General features: G+C 71.4%; 23 protein-coding genes, 1 tRNA gene and 1 pseudogene. 13 read left to right on the top strand and 12 right to left on the bottom strand.

All coding sequences use genetic code 11. The features are described 5' to 3' along the window. Nucleotides 1-195 precede the first annotated feature (195 nt). The 11 genes from ACGFI8_RS38100 (at nt 196) to ACGFI8_RS38050 (ending at nt 11,357) form a co-directional block, all read left to right on the top strand. Nucleotides 196-621 (top strand): PPOX class F420-dependent oxidoreductase, encoded by a 426-nt coding sequence (locus ACGFI8_RS38100; protein WP_392812125.1) that lies wholly within the window; start codon nt 196-198, stop codon nt 619-621. Between the two features lie 103 nt (nt 622-724). Beyond that, complete coding sequence (locus ACGFI8_RS38095; protein ID WP_392812123.1) at nt 725-1,906, top strand: NAD(P)/FAD-dependent oxidoreductase; 1,182 nt, start codon at nt 725-727, stop codon at nt 1,904-1,906. Continuing rightward, entirely contained in the window at nt 1,903-2,802 is a 900-nt protein-coding gene (locus tag ACGFI8_RS38090) for an RNA polymerase sigma-70 factor (protein ID WP_392812121.1), read from the top strand. Before ACGFI8_RS38095 ends, ACGFI8_RS38090 begins: the two co-directional genes overlap by 4 nt. Nucleotides 2,803-2,927: 125 nt before the next feature. Further along, complete coding sequence (locus ACGFI8_RS38085; RefSeq protein WP_392812120.1) at nt 2,928-3,269, top strand: ArsR/SmtB family transcription factor; 342 nt, start codon at nt 2,928-2,930, stop codon at nt 3,267-3,269. A 13-nt stretch (nt 3,270-3,282) separates the two neighbouring features. Then, nucleotides 3,283-4,077 carry a class I SAM-dependent DNA methyltransferase gene (locus tag ACGFI8_RS38080; protein WP_392812119.1) on the top strand — a complete coding sequence of 265 codons (795 nt, stop codon included), beginning with the start codon at nt 3,283-3,285 and terminating at the stop codon, nt 4,075-4,077. A 119-nt stretch (nt 4,078-4,196) separates the two neighbouring features. Next, complete coding sequence (locus tag ACGFI8_RS38075) at nt 4,197-4,688, top strand: NADH-quinone oxidoreductase subunit B family protein (RefSeq protein WP_392812117.1); 492 nt, start codon at nt 4,197-4,199, stop codon at nt 4,686-4,688. After that, a complete protein-coding gene (locus tag ACGFI8_RS38070; protein WP_392812116.1) occupies nt 4,685-6,706 on the top strand; it encodes a proton-conducting transporter membrane subunit in 2,022 nt (673 codons plus the stop codon). Before ACGFI8_RS38075 ends, ACGFI8_RS38070 begins: the two co-directional genes overlap by 4 nt. Then, the gene (locus tag ACGFI8_RS38065) at nt 6,703-7,668 is read left to right on the top strand and encodes a respiratory chain complex I subunit 1 family protein (protein ID WP_392812115.1); all 966 of its coding nucleotides are present in this window, start codon (nt 6,703-6,705) and stop codon (nt 7,666-7,668) included. The genes ACGFI8_RS38070 and ACGFI8_RS38065 overlap by 4 nt, the downstream gene beginning before the upstream one ends. A gap of 16 nt (nt 7,669-7,684) precedes the next feature. After that, nucleotides 7,685-8,347 carry a hypothetical protein gene (locus tag ACGFI8_RS38060; protein ID WP_392812114.1) on the top strand — a complete coding sequence of 221 codons (663 nt, stop codon included), beginning with the start codon at nt 7,685-7,687 and terminating at the stop codon, nt 8,345-8,347. Then, nucleotides 8,347-9,825, top strand: a complete 1,479-nt coding sequence (locus ACGFI8_RS38055; RefSeq protein ID WP_392812112.1) for a proton-conducting transporter membrane subunit — start codon at nt 8,347-8,349, stop codon at nt 9,823-9,825. Before ACGFI8_RS38060 ends, ACGFI8_RS38055 begins: the two co-directional genes overlap by 1 nt. Further along, nucleotides 9,822-11,357 carry an NADH-quinone oxidoreductase subunit C gene (locus ACGFI8_RS38050; RefSeq protein ID WP_392812110.1) on the top strand — a complete coding sequence of 512 codons (1,536 nt, stop codon included), beginning with the start codon at nt 9,822-9,824 and terminating at the stop codon, nt 11,355-11,357. Before ACGFI8_RS38055 ends, ACGFI8_RS38050 begins: the two co-directional genes overlap by 4 nt. Before the next feature lie 29 nt (nt 11,358-11,386). Here the strand turns inward: ACGFI8_RS38050 and ACGFI8_RS38045 are convergent, their stop codons facing one another. The 4 genes from ACGFI8_RS38045 to ACGFI8_RS38030 all read right to left on the bottom strand — a co-directional run bounded on the left by ACGFI8_RS38045 (nt 11,387) and on the right by ACGFI8_RS38030 (nt 16,003). Beyond that, a complete protein-coding gene (locus tag ACGFI8_RS38045) occupies nt 11,387-11,764 on the bottom strand; it encodes a VOC family protein (protein ID WP_392812108.1) in 378 nt (125 codons plus the stop codon). Between the two features lie 59 nt (nt 11,765-11,823). Then, complete coding sequence (locus tag ACGFI8_RS38040) at nt 11,824-12,159, bottom strand: L-rhamnose mutarotase (RefSeq protein WP_392812106.1); 336 nt, start codon at nt 12,157-12,159, stop codon at nt 11,824-11,826. A 123-nt stretch (nt 12,160-12,282) separates the two neighbouring features. Then, entirely contained in the window at nt 12,283-13,389 is a 1,107-nt protein-coding gene (locus ACGFI8_RS38035; protein ID WP_392812105.1) for a glycoside hydrolase family 11 protein, read from the bottom strand. Between the two features lie 448 nt (nt 13,390-13,837). Next, a complete protein-coding gene (locus tag ACGFI8_RS38030) occupies nt 13,838-16,003 on the bottom strand; it encodes a DUF4132 domain-containing protein (protein ID WP_392812104.1) in 2,166 nt (721 codons plus the stop codon). A gap of 244 nt (nt 16,004-16,247) precedes the next feature. On the opposite strand from ACGFI8_RS38030, the gene ACGFI8_RS38025 reads away from it, so the two are divergent. Beyond that, on the top strand, nt 16,248-17,117 hold the full coding sequence (locus tag ACGFI8_RS38025; RefSeq protein ID WP_392812102.1) for a septum formation family protein: 870 nt from the start codon (nt 16,248-16,250) through the stop codon (nt 17,115-17,117). 75 nt (nt 17,118-17,192) lie between these two features. Here the strand turns inward: ACGFI8_RS38025 and ACGFI8_RS38020 are convergent, their stop codons facing one another. The 3 genes from ACGFI8_RS38020 to wrbA form a co-directional block, all read right to left on the bottom strand. After that, nucleotides 17,193-17,945 (bottom strand): NPP1 family protein, encoded by a 753-nt coding sequence (locus ACGFI8_RS38020; RefSeq protein WP_392812100.1) that lies wholly within the window; start codon nt 17,943-17,945, stop codon nt 17,193-17,195. A gap of 207 nt (nt 17,946-18,152) precedes the next feature. Beyond that, a tRNA-OTHER gene (locus ACGFI8_RS38015) sits at nt 18,153-18,280 on the bottom strand. Between the two features lie 77 nt (nt 18,281-18,357). After that, a complete protein-coding gene (gene wrbA / locus ACGFI8_RS38010) occupies nt 18,358-18,969 on the bottom strand; it encodes an NAD(P)H:quinone oxidoreductase (RefSeq protein ID WP_392812098.1) in 612 nt (203 codons plus the stop codon). Nucleotides 18,970-19,089: 120 nt separating this feature from the next. On the opposite strand from wrbA, the gene ACGFI8_RS38005 reads away from it, so the two are divergent. Then, entirely contained in the window at nt 19,090-19,680 is a 591-nt protein-coding gene (locus tag ACGFI8_RS38005; protein ID WP_392812097.1) for a TetR/AcrR family transcriptional regulator, read from the top strand. A 30-nt stretch (nt 19,681-19,710) separates the two neighbouring features. On the opposite strand, the pseudogene ACGFI8_RS38000 reads toward ACGFI8_RS38005, so the two are convergent. The 5 genes and pseudogenes from ACGFI8_RS38000 to ACGFI8_RS37980 form a co-directional block, all read right to left on the bottom strand. Next, nucleotides 19,711-19,809: pseudogene (locus ACGFI8_RS38000) on the bottom strand (GMC oxidoreductase); the annotation flags it as partial. A gap of 69 nt (nt 19,810-19,878) precedes the next feature. Continuing rightward, nucleotides 19,879-20,931 carry a hypothetical protein gene (locus ACGFI8_RS37995; RefSeq protein WP_392812096.1) on the bottom strand — a complete coding sequence of 351 codons (1,053 nt, stop codon included), beginning with the start codon at nt 20,929-20,931 and terminating at the stop codon, nt 19,879-19,881. Nucleotides 20,932-21,018: 87 nt separating this feature from the next. Further along, nucleotides 21,019-23,178, bottom strand: coding sequence for a tetratricopeptide repeat protein (locus ACGFI8_RS37990; RefSeq protein WP_392812094.1), 2,160 nt, complete (start codon nt 23,176-23,178; stop codon nt 21,019-21,021). A gap of 71 nt (nt 23,179-23,249) precedes the next feature. After that, nucleotides 23,250-23,657 carry a nitroreductase family deazaflavin-dependent oxidoreductase gene (locus tag ACGFI8_RS37985; protein WP_392812092.1) on the bottom strand — a complete coding sequence of 136 codons (408 nt, stop codon included), beginning with the start codon at nt 23,655-23,657 and terminating at the stop codon, nt 23,250-23,252. A gap of 133 nt (nt 23,658-23,790) precedes the next feature. Beyond that, nucleotides 23,791-24,093 carry a hypothetical protein gene (locus tag ACGFI8_RS37980; protein ID WP_392812142.1) on the bottom strand — a complete coding sequence of 101 codons (303 nt, stop codon included), beginning with the start codon at nt 24,091-24,093 and terminating at the stop codon, nt 23,791-23,793. Nucleotides 24,094-24,118 lie beyond the last annotated feature (25 nt).

The following is a 24,118-nucleotide window of genomic DNA, read 5'->3' as shown; positions in this document are numbered from 1 at the left end:
AGCCATAGAAAAAGCCTCCACAAGCATCTCTTCCGTCGATGGACGGCCGCGGCTCGCGGGCGCCGGTCCGCGGCGAGATGCCCGGCGCGCTGCGGAAATGAGCCGCCGCGGGCTGCGCACGTCCGGGAACGCCGATTCCGCCCCCGCTCACCCGGACCGCCGATACCATGCGCGCGTGACGGAGACGATCGCGCCATGACGGCCCTGCCCGGATCGCTGCGCGACCTGGTCGCGTCCGGCCCGATGACCCACGTGAGCACCGTCAACCCCGACGGCAGCCCGCACGTGACGGTCGTCTGGATCGGGCTGGACGGCGACGACCTCGTCAGCGGCCACCTCGGGTACTACCGGAAGCTGCGCAACATCGAACGCGACCCGCGCGTGGTGCTGTCGTTCGACGCCCCGCGCGTGCCGGGCAAGTTCTTGAACGACTACGCCGCGCTGCGCACACACGCCGTCGTCGAGGCCAGCGACGCGGCGTGGGACCTGCTCAACCGCCTGGCGAAGGTGTACGTCACGCCGGCCACCGAGTTTCCGGCGCCGCGCGGGCCCGGCTACATCGTGCGGTACTCCGTCGAGCACATCGGCGGCGTCGGCCCCTGGGCACCGGCCGCGCGCTGAACGAGCGGCGGCGTGTCGCCCGTCACAGCTCAACCGTGTCACGCCCGGGTGCCGGGCCGCATCTGCGTGTGTGTCGGCAACACACATGACGGAGGACGGCACCATGGGTACCCACGAAATCCTGGTCCTCGGGGCGGGCTATGCGGGGATGTCCGCGGCGATCCAGCTCGCGGCCCGGGCCGGGCGGCGCGAAGGCGTACGGGTGACGGTGGTCAACCCGCACGAGCGCTTCACCGAACGGATGCGCCTGCACATGACCGGCACCGGGCAGCACCTCGCCGAGTTCAGCATCCCGCAGCTGCTGCAGGGCACCGGTGCGGCGTTCGTGCGCGGCTGGGTCACGGCGATCGACGCGGACGCGCGGACCGTGCGGGTCGACGACGCGCGGGTGCTGCGCTACGACACGATGGTGTACGCGCTCGGCAGCGAGGCCGACACCTCGGCGGTGCCGGGCGTGGACGACTACGCGTACACCCTGAACAGCGCCCAGGACGCGGAACTCCTCGCCGACCGCCTGGCCCGCCTCGGCGACGGCGGCACGGTGGTGGTCGCCGGCAGCGGGCTGACCGGCATCGAGTCGGCCGCGGAGATCGCCGAACGGCATCCGGGGCTCGACGTTGTGCTGCTCGGGCGGGACGAGCCCGGTGCGAGCATGCACCCGAAGGTCGCGGCCTACCTGCGCGCCGCGCTGGGGCGGCTGGGCGTCCGGGTGCGCGGCGGGGTCGAGGTGGTGAAGGTGCTGCCCGACGCCGTCGAGCTGGCCGGCGGGGAGACCGTCGCCGCCGGCACGGTGCTGTGGACGAGCGGCACGCGGGTGTCGCCGCTCGCCGCCGCGGCCGGGCTGCGCGTCGACGGCCGCGGCCGGATCGTCACCGACCCGGCGCTGCGCTCGGTCTCGCATCCGCAGGTGTACGCCGTGGGCGACGCGGCCGCGATCCGGCAGGGCTTCGGCATCATGCACGGCACCTGCCAGGGCGGCATGCCCACGGGTGTGCACGCGGCGCTGTCGATCCTGCGGGCCCTGGAGGGCAAGGAGCCCAAGCCGTTCCGGTTCGGGTACTACCACACGCCGGTCAGCCTCGGCCGCAACGATGCGGTGGTGCAGTTCACGCACCCCGACGACAGCCCGCGGCGCATCTATCTGACGGGGCGGCTCGCGGTGCGGTACAAGGAGACGGTGACCGCCGCGCCCTGGCCGACCTTCGCCCGCATGAAGAAGATGCCCGCCTCGGGCGCGTTCTGGCCCCGCGGCGGCCGCTTCACCCGCACCCGGGCGGCCCGGTGACGCACCCGGACCAGCGTGTGTTCTCCGAGCACCGCAACCTGCTGTTCTCCGTGGCGTACCGCATCCTCGGCTCGGCCACCGACGCCGAGGATGCGGTCCAGGACACCTGGATCCGCTGGTCGGCCGCCGACCGGTCGCAGGTGGCCGACCCGAGGGCCTACCTCGTGCGGATCGCCTCCAACGAGGCCCTGCAGCGGCTGCGCGCCGCCCGGCACCGGCGCGAGACGTACGTCGGGCCGTGGCTGCCCGAGCCGATCCTCACCAGCGCGGACACCGCCGACACTGTCGCCGGCGCCGACTCGGTGTCGATGGCGATGCTGGTGGTGCTGGAGACGCTCAGCCCGCTGGAGCGCGCGGTGTTCGTGCTCAAGGAGGTGTTCGACTTCAGCCACGCCGAGATCGCGACGGCGGTCGAGCGCTCGGAGACCGCCGTACGCCAGGCCGCCCACCGCGCCCGCGAGCACGTCCGCGCCCGCCGGCCCCGCTTCGCCGCGGACCGCTCACGGCAGCGCGCGGTCACCGAGCGGTTTCTGGCCGCGGCGACGGGCGGCGACGTCAACGCCCTCATGGAGCTGCTCTCCCCCGAGGTCACGCTGTGGACCGACGGCGGAGGCAAGGTACGCCAGGCGATTCGCCCGATCACCGGCGCCGTGACGGTCGCGGCGTGGTTCGCGGCCATCGGCACCGTCACGTACCAGGGCGTCGCCCCCGCGGACATGCGCGCCGCCCTGGTGGAGCTCAACGGTGCTCCGGGCGTCGTGTTCAGCGGCCCGGACCGCGTGATCGCCACGGTCACGTTCGACGTCGCCGAGGACGGCCGCATCGCCGCCATCCACAACGTCGCCAACCCCGACAAGCTCCGCGCGGTCGCGGAGGGCACCGCCCACGAGCTCTAGGCCACCCCAAACGCTTGCCGACTTTAGCAACTTATAAGGTCGCACAATGATGGGCGGCACCGCGGCCGATGATCGGAACACGGTGGGCTCAGGGTACGGTTTCGCGCAGGTGAGGGGGTGGGCCGGTGAGCAAGCCGCTGTATCAGGCGAAGGCTGAATTCTTCAAGGCCCTGGCTCATCCCGCCCGCATCCGGGTCCTGGAGCTGCTGTCCGAGCGCGAGCACTCGGTGTCGGAGATGCTGCCGGAGGTCGGCCTGGAGGCCGCGCACCTGTCGCAGCAACTGTCGGTGCTGCGCAAGATGAACCTGGTGGTGACCCGCAAGGAAGGCTCGGCCGTCTTCTACTCCCTGGTCAGCCCGCGCGTCGCCGAGCTCCTCGCGGTCGCCCGCACCATATTGACCGAGGTCATCGCGTCGCGGGCCGAGCTGCTCGACGACCTGCGCGCGCAGAAGCCTGTGGACCGATAGCCGCGCCGCCGCGTTGATACCCAGGATCCTCAAGGTCGGCCGCGCGGCCGGGTCCACAACCGACGCCGCCCGGCAGGTGATGCCGGCGCCCAGTGAGCAGGACCTCGCCACCGCGTACGAGCTCATCTACGTGACCGCGGCCGGCAAGGACTACCGGGCGGAGGCCCACGAGGTCGCGGCGCTGATCCGCCGGCGCAATCCCACCGCCGACAGCCTGCTCGACGTGGCCTGCGGCACCGGCCTGCACCTGTCCCACCTGCGCAAGGTGTTCGCTCACGTCGAAGGACTCGAGGTCTCCGACGCGATGCGTCAGGCCGCCGTCCAGCGGCTCACCGGAGTCGCCGTGCACGCCGGGGACATGCGCGACTTCCAGCTGGGCCGCACGTTCAGCGCGGTCACCTGCCTGTTCTCCGCCATCGGCTACGCGCAGTCGGTCGACGAACTGCACCAGACCCTCGAGCGCCTGGCGGCACACCTCGAACCGGGGGGCGTGGTGCTGCTCGAACCCTGGTACACGCCGGACCAGTGGACTCCCGGCACGGTGCACCCGGGCGTGGCGGGTGACGGCCATCGGCACGTCACGAGAATGTGCTACTCGCACCAGTCCGGCACCACCTCGACCATGACCATGCACTACATGCTCGGCGAACCCGGCGTCGGTATCCGGCACTGGACCGAGGAGCACGTCATGACCCTGTTCACCAACAGGCAGTACCGTCGCGCGATCTCCCGGGCCGGCTTCCGCGACGTCGAGTGGCTGCCCGGCTGGCGCGACCAGCGCCCGCGGATCGTCGCCGTCAAACCGTGACCCACGCCACTGACGGCGGACGAGCCGGCGACGCAGCGGCTTGCGAAATTGCTAAACTGCGCATCTGATTAATAACCTAGTACCGCGGACCTCCCCTCCCCCTGGAGCGACAAACGACCATGGCCGCGTTCAACCTCTGGCGCAAGATCCGCCGGACCGGGCGGGTGGCCGAGCCCGCCGGGCCCCGCCCGGCCGGGCTCTCCTGCCCGAAGGCCGCCTTCCTGGCCGGATCGGTGCAGGTCCGGCACGTGGACGCCGGCTCGTGCAACGGCTGCGAGGTCGAGATCTCCTCGGCGTTCGGGCCGGTGTACGACGCCGAGCGCTACGGCGCCCGGCTGGTCGCCTCGCCGCGGCACGCCGACGCGCTACTGGTGACTGGGCCGGTGACGCGCAACATGGCGACGCCGTTGCGGCGCACCCTCGACACGGTGTCCGAGCCGCGGATCGTGGTGGCGGTCGGGGACTGTGCGATCGACGCGGGCGAGTTCGCCGGCGGCTACGGCGTGCAGGGCGGGGTGGCCGACGTGGTGCCGGTCGACGTGCGGGTCCCCGGGTGCCCGCCGGAGCCGGATGCGATCGTGGCCGCGCTGCGCGGGTTGACCGGCCGGTGAACGTGATCGCCTCCGCGCTGGCCGCCGGGTGCGTCCTGGCGGCGGCCGGTGTCCTCGCCGCGCTGTGCGCTCCTGCGCGGGCCCGCCCCGGGCTCGTCGGCGCCGCGACGGCGGGGATCGGGCTGGCCGGCCTCGTCGCCGGCGTGGCCGCGCTTCGCGGCCAGGCGTTCACGGCCCGGCTGCCCGGCCTGCTGCCCCTCACCGGGGTGCAGCTCGGGCTCGACCCGCTCGGCGGCTGGTTCATCGCCGTGACCGGCGGCGTGCTGGCGGTCACGGCGCTGTACGGCATCGGCTACGCCGGCCACGGTCACGGCCCGAGCGGGCGTGCGGTGCAGTCGGCACTGCCGGTGTTCGCCCTGGCGCTGCTGCTCGTGCCGGCCGCCGCGAGCGTGCCGACGCTGCTGGTGCTGTGGGAGTTGATGGCGGCCACCTCGCTCGTGCTGGTGCTGGCCGAGCACCGGGCGCGCCCGGCGGTGGCCGAGGCCGGCCGGTGGTACGCCGTCCTGACCCACCTCGGGTTCGTGGCGATCCTGCTCGGCCTGGTGCTGTACGCCGCCCACGCGGGCGGCGACTCGTTCGCCGACCTGCGCGCCGCCCACCTGTCGCCGGGCGTGCGCGGCGTGGTGTTCGTGCTGGTGCTCACCGGGTTCGGGTCGAAGTCCGGCCTGGTACCGCTGCACGTGTGGCTGCCCCGCGCGCACGCCGAAGCCCCGAGCCCGGTCTCGGCGATGCTGTCCGCCGCGATGGTCAACCTCGGCGTGTACGGGGTGGTCCGGGTCGGCTTCGACCTGCTGGGCGGGGGCGCCCGCTGGTGGTGGCTGCTCGTCCTCGCGCTGGGCGTCGTGTCGGCGCTCTACGGCATCCTGCAGGCCGCCGTCGCGGCCGACCTCAAACGCCTGCTGGCCTACTCGACGGTGGAGAACATGGGCCTGGTCTTCCTCGGCCTGGGCGCCGCCGGCATCTTCCACACCGCCGACGCGCCCGCCCTCGCCGCCCTGGCCATGAGCGCGGCCCTGCTGCACGTGCTCAACCACGCCGGGTTCAAGGCGCTGCTGTTCACCGCCGCCGGGTCGGTGCTGCGCGCCACCGGCAGCCGCGACCTGGACGCCCTGGGCGGGCTGCGCCCACGCATGCCCGTCACCACGGCGCTGTTCGCCGTCGGCGCGCTGGGGGCGGCGGCGCTGCCGCCGGGCAACGGCTTCGTCTCCGAGTGGCTGCTGCTGCAGTCGCTGGTCCACGCGCTGCCGGCCGGAGGCGTGGTCACCGCGGTCGCGATGCCCCTCGCGGTAGCGGCGGTGGCGCTGACCGCCGGGCTGGCGGTCGCCACCTTCGTCAAGGCGCTGGGGGTCGGGTTCTTCGCCCGCCCCCGCAGCGACGCGGCAGCCTCGGCGGCGGAGCCCCCGCCGTCGATGCTCGCCGCGATGGGCGCCCTGGCGGCGGCCTGCGCCGGCCTAGCGCTGGCCCCCACGGCGCTGGGTGGGGTGCTCTCCCGGGCCGCCGGCGCGGCACTGCACGTCCCCGCGGCCGCGGTCGGTGGTGGGGTGAGCGTGCACCTGGCCGGGGTCGCCAGCACCATGTCGCCGCTGCTGATCGCGGTGGCCCTGGTGGCCGCCGTGGCCGTGACGGCCGTCCTGGTGCGGCTGGTGACCATACGGGTCGCCCGGCGCCGGGCGGTGCCGCTGTGGGACTGCGGCGCCGGAGCGCCCACCGCCCGGATGCAGTACACCGCAACCTCGTTCGCCGAGCCGATGCAGCGGGTGTTCGACGACGTCCTCGCACCGGAGACCGACGTCGACGTGACCCCGCACGCCGAATCGGCATACCTTGTCGCGCGGGTGGCCTACCAGGCCCGGGTGCCGGACCGGGTGGAGCACGCCGTCTACGCCCCGATCGTCGCGGCCGCGCGCCGACTGGGCCGGCTGGGACCGGTGCTGGCCAACGGCAGCGTGCATCGCTACCTGGCCTACGGGTTCTTCGGCGTGATCGGCCTGCTGCTGGTGCTGGCGGTGACCCGATGACGACGGCGAGCACCGTGTCCGCGTCGATCGCCGCCGCAGCGCAGGTCGTCGTGGTGGCGGCCGGCGGGCCGCTGCTGATCGGCGTGATGCGCCAGGTCCGCGCCCGGCTGGAGGGGCGCGCCGGCGCCGGCGTCACCCAGCCGTGGCGGGACCTACGCAAGCTGCTGCGCCGGGCGCCGGCGACCCCGACCGGCACCGGCTGGGCCTTCCGGCTCGCGCCCCTGCTGTTGACGGGGACCTCGCTGGTGCTGGCCGCGGTGGTTCCGCTGCTGAGCACCGCCTCGCCGCTGGATTCGATCGCGGACCTGTTCGTCGTGGTCGGGCTGCTCGCCCTGGGTACCGTCACGCTCGCCCTGGCCGCACTGGACACCGGCACCGCCTTCGGCGGCATGGGCGCCAGCCGGGAGATCACGATCCTGGCGCTGGTGGAGCCGACGATCCTGGTCTCGGTCTTCGCGCTGTCCGCGCGGGTGGGCTCCACCAACCTGGCCGAGATCGTCGGCGCCACGCTGCACGCTCCGCTGACGGTCGCCTCACCGGCCAGCCTCCTGGCCGCCGCCGCCCTCGCGATCGTGGTGGTGGCGGAGACCGGGCGGCTGCCGGTGGACAACCCCGCCACGCATCTGGAGCTCACCATGATCCACGAGGCGATGGTGCTGGAGTACGCCGGCGCCGACCTGGCCCTGGTCGAGTGGGCGTCCTCGATGCGCCTCACCGTCCTGCTCGGCCTGCTGGCCTCCCTGTTCGCGCCGTGGGGCATCGCCGGTGCCGGCCTGGCGGGCTTGGCCGCGCTTCCGCTCGCCCTGCTGGCCTTCGTGGCGAAGGTGGCGGTGCTGGGTGCGGGGCTGGGTGCGGCCGAGGTGTTCATCGCCAAGCTGCGCCTGTTCCGCGTGCCGGAGCTGCTCGCCGGCTCGTTCGTGCTCGCCCTGCTCGCCGTCGCCTCCTCCTTCTTCCTCGCCTGAGTTCCCGGGGCCGAACATGACCGACACCAGCTATCCACTGTTGCTCGACCTGGCCGCCGGCCTGTTCCTGCTCTCCGCGATCGGCGTGCTGTGGCGCCACCAGCTCGCCCCCATGATCCGGCTGTTCGGGCTCCAGGGCGCCGCGCTGGCCGCGATCGTCGCGATCATGGGCGTCCACCAGCGCAGCCTGGAGCTGATCCTGGTCGCCGTCGGCCTGGGCCTGCTGCGGGCCGGTGTCCTGCCGTATCTGGCCCGGCGGGCCCTGGGCGGCACGGCGGCCGAGACCCGCGAGACCCGGCCCGTGGTCAACACGGCAGCGTCCCTGCTCGCGGCGGCCGTCCTGACCCTGCTCGCGTACGCGGTCACCCGGCCGCTCGTCGCGCTGGCACCGTCGGCGGCCACCACGATCCTGCCGGCCGCGGTGGCGGTGGTGCTGATCGGGTTCTTCGCGCTGGTCACCCGCCGCCGGGCGGTGTCGCAGGTGGTGGGGTTCCTGTTGCTGGACAACGGGATCACCGCCACCGCGTTCCTGGCCGCCGCCGGCGTCCCGCTGATCGTGGAGCTCGGCGTCTCCTTCGACCTGCTGCTGGTGGTCCTCGTGCTGCAGGTCCTGACCACCCGGCTGCGGGCCACGTTCGGCACCAGCGACCTGGACGAGCTGCGGGAGTTGCACGACTGATGCCCACGCTGCTGCTCCTCGCCCCGATCCTGCTGCCGCTCGTGGCCGCCCTGCTCTTCGCCGCCGCCGGCTGGCGCGGCCGCAGCACCGCCTGGGCGGGCATCGCCACCACGGCCCTCCTGGCGGCCGACGCGATCGCCCTGGCCGCCACCGTCACCCGGGAGGGGCAGGTCCGCACGGCAGGCGGCCTGATCCGCGCCGATGCCCTCTCCGCGTGGATGCTGCTCGGGGTCGGCGCGGTCGCCCTGCTGGCCTGCTGGGCCTCCCCGGCCTACCTCGCCGCCGGGCAGGTCGGCCGGCGCCGAGCGCGCTGGTACGGCATCCTGCTGCACCTGTTCATCGCCGCGATGGCCACCGCGGTGCTGGCCGGCAACCTCGGCGTGCTGTGGGTCGCGGTCGAGGCCACCACCATCGTCACCGCGTTCCTGGTCGGCCACCATCGCGACCGGCCCGCCCTGGAGGCGGCCTGGAAGTACGTGGTCATCTGCTCCGCCGCCATCGCCATCGCGTTCCTCGGCCTGGTGCTGCTGTACTCCGCCGCCAAGCACGCCGGCCTCTCCGGCGAGGACGCGCTGGACTGGGCCGCGCTCACCGGGCATGCCGGCGAGCTGGACCCGGCGGTCACCCGCATCGCCGTCGGCCTCGCGGTCGTGGGCTTCGGCGCCAAGGCCGGCCTCATCCCGCTGCACGCCTGGCTGCCCGACGCCCACTCGCAGGCCCCCGCGCCGGTGTCGGCGCTCATGTCCGGCGTGCTGCTCCCGGTCGCTCTCTACGCCGTGCTGCGGGTCAAGGCCATCGCCGATCCCGCGCTCGGCGGCGGATACCTGCGCACCCTGCTGCTGATCATGGCGCTGGCCACCCTCGCCCTCGCCGCGATCCTGCTGATCGGGCAGCGCGACTACAAGCGCATGCTGGCCTACTCGTCGATGGAGCACATGGGCCTGATCGCCCTGGCCGCGGCGATCGGCAGCCGCCTCGCGGTCGCCGCGCTGCTGCTGCACATGGCCGGGCACGGCCTGGCCAAGACCGTCGCCTTCCTGTCCTGCGGGCACATCCTGCACCGGCACCACAGCAGCCGGATCACCGACGTCCGCGCTCTCGCCACGCGCATGCCGTTGCTGGCCGGGCTGTTCGGCCTCGCCGTCCTCGCCCTGCTCGGCTTCCCCCCGGCCGCGCTCTTCGCCAGCGAGCTCGGTATCGCCCGCGCCGGCGCGACCGCCGGACTGACGTGGGCGACCGCCGCCGCGTTCGCCCTGACCCTGGCCGCCTTCGCCGCCATCGCCGCGCACACCGGGCGGATGCTGCTGGGCCCACCCCCGCAAGAAGCCGCCACCGGTGAGCCGGCCGTACCGTTCACCGTCGCCGCCGCGCTGCCCCTGATCGCCGGCCTGCTCGGGGTGGCCGCCCTCGGCGTGACCCTCGGGCCGGTCACCGACCTGCTGCACGCCGCCGCAACCGTCGTGGCAGGAGGATCATGACCGGCCACCACCGGGTCGCCGTCGCGACCACCGCCGCCACCCTGGCCGAACACGCCGGCACCCTGCAACGCAGGGGCTTCCGGCTGGCCCTCGTCGCCGCCCACCACGACCCCGGACCCGATCGGGGCACGATGCGCGTCGTCTACCTGTACGTCGCGGCCGACCCGGACCGGCGAGTGGAACTCCACCTGCCCGTCGACCCCGCGGCCCCGGCCGTGCCGACCCTGGCCGGGCTGTCGTTCCCGGCCGGCCGCTTCGAACGCGAGATGCACGACCTGTACGGCATCCGGCCCGTCGACCACCCGCTGCCCCGCCGGCTCGTCCGCCACCCGCACTGGCCCTCCGGCTGGTACCCGATGCGCCGCGACGCCGGCCCCCCGCCCCGGTTCGGCGACACCGACGAGCCGTTCCCGTTCCTCACCGTGCAGGGTCCGGGGGTGTACGAGATCCCGGTCGGGCCGGTCCACGCCGGGCTGATCGAGCCCGGCCACTTCCGGTTCTCGGTCGTCGGGGAAACCATTCTCAAGCTGAAGGCCCGCCTGTGGTACGTCCACAAGGGCGTCGAGAAACTGTTCGAGGGCCGCGACGTCCAGGCCGGCCTGCCCCTGGCGGAACGCATCTCCGGCGACACCGCCGTCGGCCACGCGCTGGCCTACTGCCTCGCCCTCGAGGACGCCCGGCAGTTCGAGGTGCCGTTCGAGGCGCGGCGGATGCGCGCGATCCTGCTCGAACTGGAACGCCTCTACAACCATGTCGGCGACATCGGCGCCCTGTGCAACGACGTCGGCCACGGCGTGCTCAACGCCCACGCGCTGCGCATCAAGGAAACCCTGCTGCGCCTCAACCGGGACACCACCGGCCACCGGCTGCTGCGCGGCGGGGTCCGGCCCGGCGGCGCCGCCCTCCGCGAGGTCCCCTCCCCCGACCGGCTGGCCGCCATCGGCGCCGACATCCGCGAGGTCGTCGACCTCGCGCTGGGCAATTCGCTCGTGGCCGAACGCTTCACCGGAACCGCGGTCCTCACCGTCGAGCAGGCCCGCGATCTCGGCGCGCTCGGCTACGTCGCCCGCGCCAGCGGTCTCGGCACCGACGCCCGCCTCGACCACCCCGCCGGCGTCCTCGACGACGAGGGCCTGCGCATGAGCGACCTGTTCACCGTCGCCACCCACGGCACCGGTGACGTCCTGGCCCGCTTCCAGCAACGCGCCGCCGAGATCGACGCCTCCCTCGCCGCGCTGGGCGTCCTGGTCCGCACCGTCACCCCCGGCACCGTCGCCACCTGGCCCGGCACCGACCACATGCCCTCGGCCGGCCCCGCCGCGTCCGGGGTGGGCATCGTGGAGGGCTGGCGCGGCACCATCGTGCACCGCGTCGAGATCGGCGCCGATGAGCGGCTGACCAGGGTCAAGGTCGTCGACCCCTCGTTCTTCAACTGGCCCGCGCTCCCGGTGGCCCTCGCGGGCACCATCGTGCCGGACTTCCCCCTGGTCAACAAGAGCTTCAACCTGTCGTACGCCGGCAACGACCTGTAATCGCAACCGGAATTCGCCGTCCGCGGCGCTCAGTCCGCGGCATCCCACGCGCCGGCGACGAGCACGACCCGGAAGCCGTCCGGGTCGGCGACGGTGACGCCGACCCGGTCCCAGTAGGGGTTGGCGCTGGGGACCGGGGTCGCGCCCGAGCGGGCGACGAGGGCCTCGACGGCGGCGCGGTCGCCCAGGTACAGCACGATCAACTGCTCCTCGTGCGCCGCCGGCGGCGCCAGGTGGGCGGTGGCGGTGAACTCCAGGTGCGCGCCGGTGCCGGGCAGGTCGAGCATGACGCCGTCGTAGCCGTCGTGGCCGGCGGAGCGCCCGATCTCGGGCAGGCCCAGCCGGTCACGGTAGAACGCCACCACCTCGTCGAGCCGGGCCGTCTGCCGAGCGAAACGCACCTGCACAACGGGATCCTACGTCGGATGTGCCGGGAGGACCGGGCCGCCGTCCCACGAGGACCTGCTCACGCGGGCTCCTCGGTGAGGTGCCAGACCTCGCGCATCGGCGCCCACCAGTGCCCGGTGCCGGGCTCGGCGAGGGACTCCTGGCAGGGATCGGTGAGCTTCCACCACTCCCGCGTCTGCGGGTCGGCGGCGATACGCGCCTGGTCGGCGTCGTGGTCCCCGCCGACGTACTCGTAGTAGCCGAACAGCAGGTCGCCGTGCAGGAAGATGGTGTAGTTGCGGATGTTGGCCTCGTGCAGCGTCCGCTCGACGGCGGGCCAGACCGCGGCGTGAAGTTGCAGATACGTGTCCCGGTGCTCGGGCCGCAGCCGGATCACGGAGCCGTAGCGTCGCATCTCTTACCCTCCCGGGAGCACGCTAGCAGTACTGACAGCATCACGCCGGCAACCCGAATCGAGCGCGGGCCGGCCCGGGGTATCCCGAGCCGGCCCGATCTGGAGTGGCGATGGTGTGCGGGGTCAGGGGCTGGTGCAACTGATGTTGCTGGGCGTCAGCGAACCGTCGCCGGCGCCGGTGTACCCGAACGAGGTTGAGGCGCCGCCCGCGAGGGTGCCGTTGTACGAGGCGTTCTTGACCGTGACCGCCCCGCTCGTACCGCTGTTCACGCCGCTCCACAGGCTGGCGATGGTCTGCCCGCTCGGCAGGGTCATGCGCACGGTCCAACCGTTGAGCGTGGACGATCCGGTGTTGGTCACGGCCACGTCGGCATTGAAGCCGCCCTGCCAACTGCTGGACACCGAGTAGGTGGCGCGGCAGCCGCTACCGCCCGCCGGCGGCGTGGTGGTCGGGGGCGTGGTGGTCGGGGGCACGGTCGTCGGCGGCACGGTCGTCGGCGGCGCGGTGGTGGGGCCGCCGGTGCCTTCGCTGACGGTGATGTTGGAGCTACCGCTGCTCTGGTAGCCCTCGGTGGCCATGATCTGGTAGTTCATGGTGCCGAGGGTCAGGCCCAGGCTGCGCCATGCGTTGAAGTGGTTGGCGACGGTGATGGTGCCGCTGCTGCGGTGCGACTGCCGGACGCTCCAGTACTGGTAGAACGTCGCGGTGCCCTGGATGGAGGGCTGGTTGACGCGTTGGGTGCGGTAGATGTCGTAGGTGCTGCCGTCCGAGGTGACGGAACCCAGCCGGGTGGCGCCCGAACTCGGGTTGTACGAGCCGAAGTTCTCCACGACGTAGTACTCGATCAGCGGGTTGGTCGTCCAGCCGTACAGCGACAGGTACCCGTTGCCGTTCGGGCTGAAGGTGCCCGAGTAGTTCACGGTGTGGGTGCTGGAGCCGGGATTCCAACCCTTGCCGACCACCATGTTGTTCATGTTGCTCCACTGGACGCTGTAATTGCCGGCGGCGCCCAGGGTCATGGTGACGTTGCCGCTGTCCTTCCAGTACGAGTAGAAGAAGCCGTTGTGGGTGCCCGTCGCGTTCGAGGTGATGGTCAGGTTGGCATCGGCGCGGGCGACGCCGGGCAGCAGGGCCGCGGCCACGAGCATGGCCGTGGCGCAGGCGCCGCCGAACAGTAGCCGGGCACGGCTGGATCGGCGGCGTTTCGGACGGGTTGAGGCGTCGGTCATGTGGGCGTTTCCTCCTGGGACGGCTGGCGGGACGCCAGGCGGCGGGGCATGACCCGGTGGGGCATACGGCGGCCAGGGTTGCGGCCACCAGGCACGGCGCCGTGCCATGCGTGACGGCTCGATGACGTCGAAATCCGTCGATGGGACAGTATCGTCCGCCACGACGGAGGCGTCAACAATTCCCGGAAGATCTACGAAACGTAAGGGCTCCCTCAGAAGGGAGTTATGCCTGATCAAGCGCCCAGTCTTAGCGGATCATGATCGCGCGGCTTCGGTGAAAGGACCACTACTCTTCCGGAAGCCATCCGGAAGAGTCAGCGCATCCTCCGGTCCTCGAGCTGCTCAGCTTTTGAGCGCATAGAGCTTGACCAGCAACTCCGACAGGGCGGCCGGATCACAAACCCCCATGGGGGTACGCCGCGCGACCTGCCAGTGATCCGACCACACGTCATCCGCCCAGATCTCGGTGATCCGCTGGTCGGCGACCGCGTTGTAGGTCAACGTCGCTACGCCCGGATCCAGCTCGACCAGCAACGTCAGCCCGCCGGGCAGTTCGTGCGCCAGCTGGGTGTGCAGACGGCTCGACTGGTCGTACCCGTTCCCCTGCCACCGTCCGCGCAGCAGCCCTACGACCTGGTCCGTCGCCACCGGTCCGAATCCCCGCCAGGCTCGTCGCCGCGCGCTCGGCCTCGGTCAGCGCCACCGCCGGTCGGTGCACCTGCGGGAATGGCGGCAGAATCTCGTAGTCGGCGAAGATCTGCGCCCAGTCGGCGAGGTCCCCGCCGAGCTCCGCCGGGTGCACGATGCCGAGCGGCGCGTCCCCGTCGACGATCGCGGTCGTGTCGTGAATGTCCGCGAAGCTGCCGTCCTCCGCGATCCGTAGCGCCCGGACCAGGCATTTCCCCGGGTCGTACTCGCCCCACAACAGCCGCCGTGCGATCGGGCCCAGGATCGGGTGCGGCAGCAGGACTGCCGAGATGTCCCGCGCCGGCCGGAGCCGATGCGCGAGCATGTCCTGCTCCAGGCGCACGATCTGTGCCACCACGGTCGCTCGCAGATCCTGTTTCAACCGCAGGAATTGCTGGTACGCCTCGGGATTGGTGTCCTTGACGCCCGGCTTGGGCGGCCTCGTCAGACGCCGCCCGTCCGCGTCCATGGCGTAGGCGGTGAGGTGATGGTCCGTGACCACCGTGAACGCGCGCGGGCCGTAGTCCAGCGTGACCCCGGTGTCCAGCCCGTGCGTGACCGCCAGGCGGTCCGCCAGCTGCGTCACGGACAGTCCGCGCCGCGCGGCGGCCTGCGTGAGGTAGACCATGACCCGTTCGTTCGTCGGCCCGCCCGACATGCCCTCCTCGATCGCCAGTAGGTGCCGCAGCGCCACGTCCGTGCCCACCGTGGCCAGCACCGCGAATCCGTCGATCGCCCGCGCGTACCGGCTTTTCGCCGGCCACGACCGCACCAGCGGCGCGAGCGTGTCCATCGTGGCGTCGTCGCCGACGTGCGCTTGCGCCAGCACCACCCACGCCTCCGACGCCGGCATCTTGTCGGTCAGCCACTCCTGCAGCAGCGCCCGCCCGAATGCCGCCAGGCTTTGTCTGTCGCAGCCCGCGATCAGCCTCTCCGACTCCGGATCGGCCGCGTCTACCAGCGGCTGCGCGGCCGCCGACGACTCGACGGCCAGCGGCAGACCGCTGTCGTGCGGTGCGGGATCCCCGGGCGCCGGTTCCGGCGCCTCCGCCAGGCGTGACCGGGTCAGCGCACCGACCAACCGAGCGACCTCGTCCTGCGGCATCGTCCCGCCCCCGGCCAGCCGGATCTCCGGCAGCCGCTCAGGTCGGGCCCACTCCGGTGCCTTCACTTTCCGCGCGGCGTGCGCCGCGTCCGGAAACACCGAGGGTACGGGCGTGAGCAGGTCATCCGCCGGTCGCCAATTCGGCCCGCCGGCCGGTAGCTCACGGCCGGCGGCGGGTTCGAGCAGGGCGGCGACCCCGTACTCGTCAGCGATCTTGACAATGATCGGCCCGTGGCCGATGGCGGCCAGATAGCGCAGCGCGTCGTCGGCATTCTGTCGCGGCTTGCCCGGGCGCCCGAGCGCGCCCGGGATCAGCGCCCGCGCTGCGGTCTCGGCGTGCCGGTGCAGCCATAGTCGCGCCCACAGCCGCGCGGACCCGAGGTGCCGCAGCCATCCCGCGACCAGTGCGGCCGGCTCCGGCCCCCGGAACGGCAGCATCAGCACCCCCAGACGGTCGGCGCTCACACCCGCCTCGCTGAGTGCGAGCTCCAGCGCGTCCAGTTCGAACCGCGCGACCGCGACCCGGCCCACATCGATCCGTTGCCGGTGCCGCAGCAGCGGCAGCGGCGCCGCGAGCAGCGCCCGCGCCGACGCCTCGGGTCCCTTCGCGAACAGCCATGACACCTGCGCCAGGGTCAGATCGGAGAGCCGGTCCGCGCCGGTCGCCGCCTTGACCCAGTCGGGCTTCTCCAGTCCGTGGTCGAGCGCCGTGGCCCGCGACCACCACGCATCCCGCTCCCCGTTCTGCCACACCATGACGGTCCGCTCCTCGCAGACCAGCCCTTCGACCACGACCGGCTTGGGCCCCTTACCCGCCGCCATCGTCTCAGCCTCCCCCGTTCGTTCGCCTCGCGCAGGCCTGCCGCGACCGCTCCGCGCGGACCTGCGGCCCAACTCGCGAACCGGTCCAGAGACCGTATCGGAATGGTGGTGGGCATGACGTGATGGCGTCGGTGGCGGGCTGCCCGCAAGACGGGTTGCCAAGGGGGCTCGAGCGTTGACACACTGCTGCGGCACGTCACACGGGGAGGATCGGCTCATGAACCGTCGCTGTCTCATGTCCGCGATGTCCGCGGTGGTGGTGGCGCTGCTGGCGGGTTGTGGCGCGCCAGCCGGCACGGACGGCGACCTCGTCAACGACTGGGCGATGCTGCCGGCCGCCAAGGTGCCGGTCCCGGTGGCGGGTGCCTGCTACACGAGCACCTCGGTGCGCACCACCGACATGCGTAGCCCGGTCGCGTACGGCAAGCCGGTCGGCTGCACCGAGCCGCATGTGAGCGAGACGGTCTACGTCGGGGCGATCACCGGCTCCCTCGCCGACGCGAGCGAGCCGCCGAAGGGCGAGGCCTTGGGCGAAGCGTTCGCCACCTGCAGCACCCAAGCCAGCCAGTTCGTCGGCGACGACTGGCACAACGGCCTGCTCGACCTGATGGTCATGCCCCCGACGACCAGCCAGTGGCGCGGCGGCGCGCGGTACCTGCGCTGTGACCTCGCCGAGATCAAAAGTGACATGGACATCGTCACCGAGCGCAACACGAGCCTCAAAGACGCATTGCGCGGCGACCGCCCGCTGGCCCGCGGCTGCGGCAAGATGGTCCTGCACGGCGACGACTGGGACGACCTGCAGGCCGTGCCGTGTTCGGCCCCGCATGACGCGGAATACGCCGGAACCTTTCACAGCACCACCCGTGAATACCCGGACACGCTCGACAAGGGCCGCAGCGCGGTCGGTGACGGATGCTTCACCATGGTCGCGAAGTACACCGGCACCACTGAGACCCAACTCGAGCGCATGAAGGCTTTCTGGATGGGCTGGTGGCTCGGCGACGACAAGGCCTGGGTCTATGGCGATCGGATCGCTCGCTGCTACGTGCTGGTGGAATCCAGCAAGCCGATCACCAAGTCGCTCAAGGGCAACGGCACCGCGAAGATCTGATCGCGGTAGCCCGCCGGCTGAGCGCGACGGCCGGAGGATCGCGCGCAACCGGCGGTCCTCCGGCCGTCGCGCTGGTCAGCCCTGTGGGTTGAACGGAATCCCGGCGGGCTTGGACGCGGCGAGCAGCGACTCGAACGAGCCGTCCTTGATCTTGATCGTTGCCGAACCGAAGTCGGCGGTCATCAGCCGGTCACGCAGCGCCGTGCTGGGCCATCCGTTCCAGTCCACCAACGGCGGATAGCGCCAGTTGTGGTAGTGGTTTTCCGGCGGCTCGTCGTTGGCGTTGGCGAGCCGGAAGAAGTGGGTCGACGCACCGTCCTTGTGGTAGACGGTCTTGGGATGGGTTCCGTCGAACCGCACCTGCGAGCGCGGGTACGTCACCTGGCTGCTGTGCTGCGTCGTGGTCACGTACTCGACCTGGTTGCTCGCCTGGTTGACCCAGGAGATGACGTGCTCCCAGTCGTGCCGGTGGCCGCCGAGGCTGACGCCGGGCAGGGCCTGGTCCTTCTCGAAGTAGCTGGCGTAGACGATCGCACACCAGCCGTTGTTGCACTTCGACCGGGCATACGTCTGCGATCTGTCCAGATCGGACTGATCCCGGCAGTTGCCGTTGAGGGCCCCGGTGGGGTTGAGTCCCGGGTTGAGCGTGCCGGTGGGGCTGATGGCCGCGACGGCGTAGCAGCCATCGGTGTCGTAGTCGTACGCGGGTGAGAACGACTGCTCGTACCCTCCCGCGTTCTGCGGCAGATTGGGCAGCGAATCGGCGAAGGCCGCCGTCGCGCGCAGCATGACCCCGAGCACGGCCAGCACGGCCACGACCCATGACACGGTACGACGACGCCTGGCGAACGGGGCAACTGATGGCGATGACACGTGTTCCAACGCTTGCCTTTCGTGGATCCATACTCGTCGCCGCCAGAGCCGGCGACCATCAACAATATCGATGAAGACGAGTATGTCGCGCGACCGGCAAGGTGTGAACATCCCGTGACGCTCGACGAAACCCCTAGCGGGTCAAGCAGATCAGGATGCTGTCGGACCGGAGGGGATTTGAACCCCCGGTGGGGCATGGCACGCCAGCGGCCCCACGCACCTTCGAGCCGCCCGTGCGTGCCCGGCCTTCGACTCTGGGCGCTGCGATAACCCGGCTCTGCCACCGGTCCAGACGCAGTATGGTCCGATCTCGCCAACCAGGCAGGCGGATTTCTCGACGGCATTGCGCGCCGTCGGCGGCAGCTGGTTAGGCCGCCTGTGCCGCGCCGGCGAGCAGGCGGGCGGTGATGGTCGCCAGCCGTTCCCCCTGGTAGCGGGCTGCGGCGAGGGTCTCCTCCGATGGGGTGCCGCCGCCCGGGTGCGAGGTGCCGTAAGGGTTTCCGCCCGCCGGGTAGACGACCGGGTCGGCGTAGCCGGGCGCCACGATGATCGAGCCCCAGTGGTGGAAGGTGTTGTACAGGGCGAGCAGCGTCGACTCGTTGCCGCCGTGCATGTTGTACGCGCTGGTGAAGCCGGTGGCCGGCTTGTTCGCCATGGCGCCGGCCTGCCACAGGCTGCCAGTGGTGTCGATGAACTGCTTCAGCTGCGACGCGATGTTGCCGTAGCGGGTCGGCGAACCGAACGCGTAACCGTCCGCCCAGACCAGGTCGTCGAGCGTGGCGACCTCGACGTCCTGCGTGGCCGTGACGTGCGCTCGCCAGGCGGGATTGGCGTCGATGGCCGAGTCGGGGGCGAGCTCGGGAACCCGTCGTAGCCGGACCTCGGCGCCGACCTTCTCCGCGCCTTCGGCGGCCGCCTTGGCGAGCTCGTGGACGTTCCCGGTCGAGGAGTAGTAGATGACCGCGATTTTGGCACGCATGGCGAAGCCCCTTCCCGGGAATGAATCGGATACCTATCCGTTTCGCTCAGCACCCAGTAAATCGGATAGGAATCCGTTTCGCAACCCCCAAAGTGGATCATCATCCGGTAACCTCAGGCTATGGCCCCCGCCGAGCTCCCCGTGACCGGTCAACCCCCGCTGGAACGCTCGGACGCGGCCCGCAACCGGCGGAAGATCCTCGACGCGGCGGCCCGGTTGGTCGTCCAGGAGGGGCCGGAGGCGGTCACCATGAACGCGGTGGCGCACGCGGCCGGGATAGGCGTCGGCACCGTCTACCGGCGCTTCGGCGATGTGAGCCAGCTCCTGTTCGCCCTGCTCGACGAGGGCGAGCGGCGCTTCCAGGAGGCGTTCCTGACCGGCCCGCCGCCGCTCGGACCGGGCGCCCCGCCGGCCGACCGGCTGCGCGCCTTCCTCCACGCGGTCGCCGACCGGATCGTCGAGCAGCGCACGATCATCAGCGCGGCCGAGGCCGCCTCGTCGAAGGCCCGCTATCACAGCGGCGCCTACCTCACCATGCACACCCACGTATCGGTGCTGCTACAGGAGATCAACCCCGGCTCGGATCCGGCGGTCCTGGCGCATCTCCTGCTCGCGCCGTTCGCGTCGAGCCTGTTCGAGCATCTCATGGGCGAGCGCGGGGTGACCCCCGAGGAGATCAAGGCCGCCATCGACCGCCTGCTCGCGCCGTAGCCCGGCGGGACCCGACCTGGGTGTGGCCGCGATTGACGCGGGCATAACCGGCGCGTCCACCACCCGCAGCGCCCGCGGCCCGCGCAACTTGAGCTCGCCGTCGACGACCGCGTCGGCGCCGGTGCCCATAAGGTCTCGTCATCGACCGGGCCAGGGCTCGTCGGTGCACCGGGCCCTCATGAGGCGGGGGCTTCGTTGTCAGTAGGTCCAGATCCGCACGGTCGTGTCGGCAAGTTGCAGCAGTTGGCGGCCGCTTCGGTGGTGATGCGTCGGCGAGAAGCCGTGCAAGGTGGTCAGGCGGGTGCCGTCGGCGAGATTCCAGATGTGCAGCCCAACGGCGTCGGAGGTGAACAAGTGGATACCATCGCTGAAGAACCGCCCGGTCGCTGCGGGGAAGCTGCCGAGCTCGACCGCGGTTGGTAACCGCCATTGCCCGCCTGAACCAAGGCGGGTGGTGTCGAAGATCCGGGCGCCCGGCTGGATGTCGTCGGCGTCGTCGCCGACGCCCTCGACGGCGACCCGAACGGAGTCGATCCAGGTCATCGCCTGGTCCCAGTAGTACTCGCGGCCGCAGACATCAGTCCGGCTCGGGCCGTCCTCCGATTCCCACACGTTGTCGGTGAGCCACCGCTCGACGCTCCAGACAGCGGGAAAGCCGACCGGATGCCAGATCCAACCGTCGTCGAGAATTCGCTGGCCGTCGGGACTGAGATACAGGGCTCCATGAAAGTAGTCGAGGTAGTGTTCGGGCCGCGGTTCGTCCTGTCCGTGGAAGGTCGGCGACCGATCGGTCAACGATTGACCGGTGGCGGCGATGGACGCGTCCAGGCGGTTCCACTCGGTGCGGTGGATGACCACAATCTGTCCGACATGGCGGGTGAAGGCCAGCGAGAACGGTACGGTCTCCTCGTGGTAACCGTGGTTGTCCAGCGTCATGGTGACCCGGCCGGATCTCAGATCGATCACCTCACCGAAGCGGGCGTAGTCGTTGACCACCGCGGCGAACGTTGCATCGACGCACGTGTGCAGCCGCCGTCGTACACTGCGGCCGTTCCACGGCGCCCGGCCTTCTTCATTCGGTACGGTTGAATGCGCCAGATGCTCGTATGCGCCGGTTTGGATGTTCCATCGCCCGATGCGGCCCGTCTGGTCGAGGACAAGCCACGTTCGGTCATTGGCGACCGGCGCCAGATCCACGATCGAGTCGATCTGCACCGGCACCCGCACCTCAACGACGTCGTTCACGCTCACGTCCGGCATCCACTACGCCCTTCACCAGTGATCGTGTCGAGTTTGGCACGGCTACTCAATTCGGCAGCGCGGCGACCTCGTGGCTGGTTATGGCCACCGCTCGGTGGTGGCGCGAGCCGCCAGGGTGATCGGGTGCGTCTCGCCCAGCGCGTGAATCGAGTCGGCCAGCAGTTCGGCGGCCAACTGCCCGGCGAGTACTGCGTCACCTGAGACACCGACAGCGTCGACGAGCGTCTCGCGTTTGCGCAATGTCCGTACGTGCGCCGGTCCGTATGTCCTGGCCGACGCCTCGACCGCCCGCCGGGCCGCATCGCGGGCGGCGGTCGGCTCGCCGGTGTCGAGGAGGCAGCCAGCCAGGTTCCACCAGCAGTCGGCGAGCAGCGCCCACGGCACCGGGTCGCACGCCTCCGCATCGACGGCGAGCTTCTGGAACACCGCCGAGCCGGCCCCCGGACCATGCACCTCGCTGGTCCAGATCGCGACCTCAAATCGCGCCGACCAGTAGTCGTGATGCCGCGTGCCGAGCTGCTCGCGGGCGCGCCCCGCCACGTCGGCGGCGAGCGCGAGCGCCGCTTCCGGCTCGCCGACTGCGCCCAGCTGACGGGCGAGAAGTCGCTGCGCGTCCAGCGTCGTGGCATGATCGGAGCCGAGCAACGTCTCGGCCTCCCGGGCCGCGTCTCGCAGCAGTTGCAGTGCTCGCTCCGGCTGGCCCTGTCCAGCGACCTTCTCGCCCAGCTGCCACGCCAAGTCGAGCCGCATCTGCAGCAGCCGCAACGGGTCGGCAGACGCGTCCTCCCGCGCTGCTGCCAGGACCGCCTCGAACCGCGCGACCGCCTCGTCCTCCCGGCCCGCCTCGCCCAGGCAGTACGCGATGGCCGCCGCTGCGTCGTAGGCCCGGGCCGCGAGCGCCTTGTCGAACGCCGGCACCGCAAGGTCCGGCAACCCGGCGTACGAAGCCTGCCACACGACCTCGACGAGGTCCCTCGGCTCCGCGTGATCCATCACCGCCAGCCAGGTGTACTCCGGGACAGGCCGCGCGTCCGGATCTCGCGCGGCGGCATCGACGAGATAATCGAAGGCGAGATAGCCCGCGCCGGATGCCGGTTCGAGGAGGCTGCTCGTGCCGTACAGCGGCTGGGTGGCCCAGTCCAGAGCAGCCTGCCAGGGCCCGGGCCGTAGCGCCGGACCCCCGAGTTCCAGCAGGTAATGCTCATGCAGCGCCCGGAGCCGGTCGAGGGGGAATGGCCGGTGGTAGCCGGTACGCCGTACGTCGACCGCGGCGGTGACCAGCGCTGCGGCACGGGTACGAGGACCGACCGCCCACGCGTCGTGCAGTGCATCGAGCAGGCGCGGGCCGGCTGCCAGCCGCTCGGCCACACCGTGCCGATGGGCTCCGTCCAGGGCGCGCGCGATCCGCGGGTCGTGGCGGAACTCTCCCGCCCGGGTGAGCTCGTCGTGGCTCCATAGCCGCTCCAGGCGCACCTCGTGCGTGACGGCGGCCAGGACCTCGCGCCCGGCACGGGCCATTGGCCGTTCCGTCGTGGGCCGTTCCGCATCGTACCGATGGCTCAGCGCGTCGCGCTCGTGAGCGCGGATCGTGGCGAGGATGACTACGTCGCCTGGGACGTCCAGCAGGTCGCCGACCACTGTCTGGGTCAGCCCGCCCTGGCCGAGGTAGCGCTCCAGGTCATCCAGCCACAGCACACTCGGTCGATGCCGTCTCGCCGCAGTGACCGCTGCGGCGAGCCCGTCCGGGCCTCGCGGGTCTACACACACATGGCCGGGCAGAGTCCGGCGCATCGCCTCGAACACCAGACGAGTCTTGCCGGCCGTCGAGTCGCCCGTGACGAGCAGGAACCCGCCCTCCCGAAGCGCCGCCTCCACCTGAGGCAGGCGATCCCGCGGCACAAACGGCGGCACGCGATCCGGCGTGCTGTCGAGCGCCTCAGCGCGGTGCACGCCCATCCGGATGGGGTCGGTCAACCGGTCCACACGGGCGATGGCCGGGACAGTGGTACCAAGCCCGGCCCCTGCCGCACCCGACGCCAGCCGCGTCCGGCCCCGATCCGCGACGACGCCGGCAATCGCACCGACCACGGCCACGACGAGCGAAGCGCCGAGCCCGCTATACCGGTGGCCGGCAGCGGAGACCAGTGCAGCCACGGCCGCCGCCCCGCTGATCAGCCACCACCCGCGAGCTCGCGCCCACCAGCCCCGCACCATCCGCCGCACACCGGCGAACCTCATGCACTGCAGTATCCCGGCTCGACGCCGTCGGAGAAACCTCACGGTTCGCGTCGTATAGGCGAGGTGACGGCCTACGGCGCAGGTTCCAGTACGACGACCGGGATCTGGCGGGTGGTCTTCCGCTCGTAGTCGGCAAAGCCTGGATACGCCGCCTTCTGCGCGCTCCAGATCCGCTCCCGCTCGTCCCCTACGGCAACTCTGGCGACCAACTCGACCTTGCCCGTACCGATCTCCGCTTGGACCTGCGGATGAGCGAGCAGGTTGAAGTACCAGTCGGGATCGGTGGGCGCACCGCCCTTGGACGCGAACACGGCGTAGCCGCCGTCCACCGTCTGGTACATCACCGGGTTCACGCGAGGCTGGCCGCTCTTGGCGCCGACCGTGTGCAACAGCAGCAGCGGCGCGCCGGCGAACTGACCACCCACCTGCCCACCATTGGCGCGAAACTCAACGATGATCTTTTCGTTCCAGTCGCTCATGACCTCTCCTCACCCGCGTACCGGCTCCTCAATCACAATTCTGGCAGTCCGGCCGCAGCGTGACATCGCGACACGACCAAGCACTAACAAGCCGTACGGCGGTGACAGTGCGTAGCGCCTGGATCGCGGCAGATCAGCGGGACTTCCGAGCTGCCCGAGTCACCTCAAGCGGCTCGGAACCAGCTCCCTCTGCGAATGAACGGATGAGTTCGATATCGCTGCCCCAGGCGTCGAGCACGTCCGCGTGTCCGTGGCGACGGACCAAGGCTTCGACCGCAGGAAACAGCGCAAGTGACCGGGCGACGACTCGCGCCGGCGCGAGGGCGGTGTTCCAGGAGTCCGGCAGCGGGAAGTTGTCCAGTTCCCATTGGAGGTACTTGTTGTAGGGCCGAAGCCGCCCGTGCAACGCGAAAACGGTCTCCAGCAGCCAGGGCACGCTCTCAACCTCGTCCAGGTATGCG

This window comes from Dactylosporangium sp. NPDC048998 (assembly GCF_043197855.1).
Lineage (GTDB): Bacteria > Actinomycetota > Actinomycetes > Mycobacteriales > Micromonosporaceae > Dactylosporangium.
Note: the sequence above shows the minus strand (reverse complement) of the source record. Positions and strands in the feature narration are given on the sequence as shown.

Bases quoted from the DNA above. Each gene is read 5' to 3' on its own strand.
- ACGFI8_RS38100 (WP_392812125.1), top strand. From the start codon at position 196: ATGACGGCCCTGCCCGGATCGCTGCGCGACCTGGTCGCGTCCGGCCCG.
- ACGFI8_RS38095 (WP_392812123.1), top strand. From the start codon at position 725: ATGGGTACCCACGAAATCCTGGTCCTCGGGGCGGGCTATGCGGGGATG.
- ACGFI8_RS38075 (WP_392812117.1), top strand. From the start codon at position 4,197: ATGGCCGCGTTCAACCTCTGGCGCAAGATCCGCCGGACCGGGCGGGTG.
- ACGFI8_RS38065 (WP_392812115.1), top strand. From the start codon at position 6,703: ATGACGACGGCGAGCACCGTGTCCGCGTCGATCGCCGCCGCAGCGCAG.
- ACGFI8_RS38060 (WP_392812114.1), top strand. From the start codon at position 7,685: ATGACCGACACCAGCTATCCACTGTTGCTCGACCTGGCCGCCGGCCTG.
- ACGFI8_RS38055 (WP_392812112.1), top strand. From the start codon at position 8,347: ATGCCCACGCTGCTGCTCCTCGCCCCGATCCTGCTGCCGCTCGTGGCC.
- ACGFI8_RS38050 (WP_392812110.1), top strand. From the start codon at position 9,822: ATGACCGGCCACCACCGGGTCGCCGTCGCGACCACCGCCGCCACCCTG.
- ACGFI8_RS38040 (WP_392812106.1), bottom strand. From the start codon at position 12,159: ATGCGACGCTACGGCTCCGTGATCCGGCTGCGGCCCGAGCACCGGGAC.
- ACGFI8_RS38035 (WP_392812105.1), bottom strand. From the start codon at position 13,389: ATGACCGACGCCTCAACCCGTCCGAAACGCCGCCGATCCAGCCGTGCC.
- ACGFI8_RS38030 (WP_392812104.1), bottom strand. From the start codon at position 16,003: ATGGCGGCGGGTAAGGGGCCCAAGCCGGTCGTGGTCGAAGGGCTGGTC.
- ACGFI8_RS38025 (WP_392812102.1), top strand. From the start codon at position 16,248: ATGTCCGCGGTGGTGGTGGCGCTGCTGGCGGGTTGTGGCGCGCCAGCC.
- wrbA (WP_392812098.1), bottom strand. From the start codon at position 18,969: ATGCGTGCCAAAATCGCGGTCATCTACTACTCCTCGACCGGGAACGTC.
- ACGFI8_RS38005 (WP_392812097.1), top strand. From the start codon at position 19,090: ATGGCCCCCGCCGAGCTCCCCGTGACCGGTCAACCCCCGCTGGAACGC.
- ACGFI8_RS37990 (WP_392812094.1), bottom strand. From the start codon at position 23,178: ATGAGGTTCGCCGGTGTGCGGCGGATGGTGCGGGGCTGGTGGGCGCGA.
- ACGFI8_RS37985 (WP_392812092.1), bottom strand. From the start codon at position 23,657: ATGAGCGACTGGAACGAAAAGATCATCGTTGAGTTTCGCGCCAATGGT.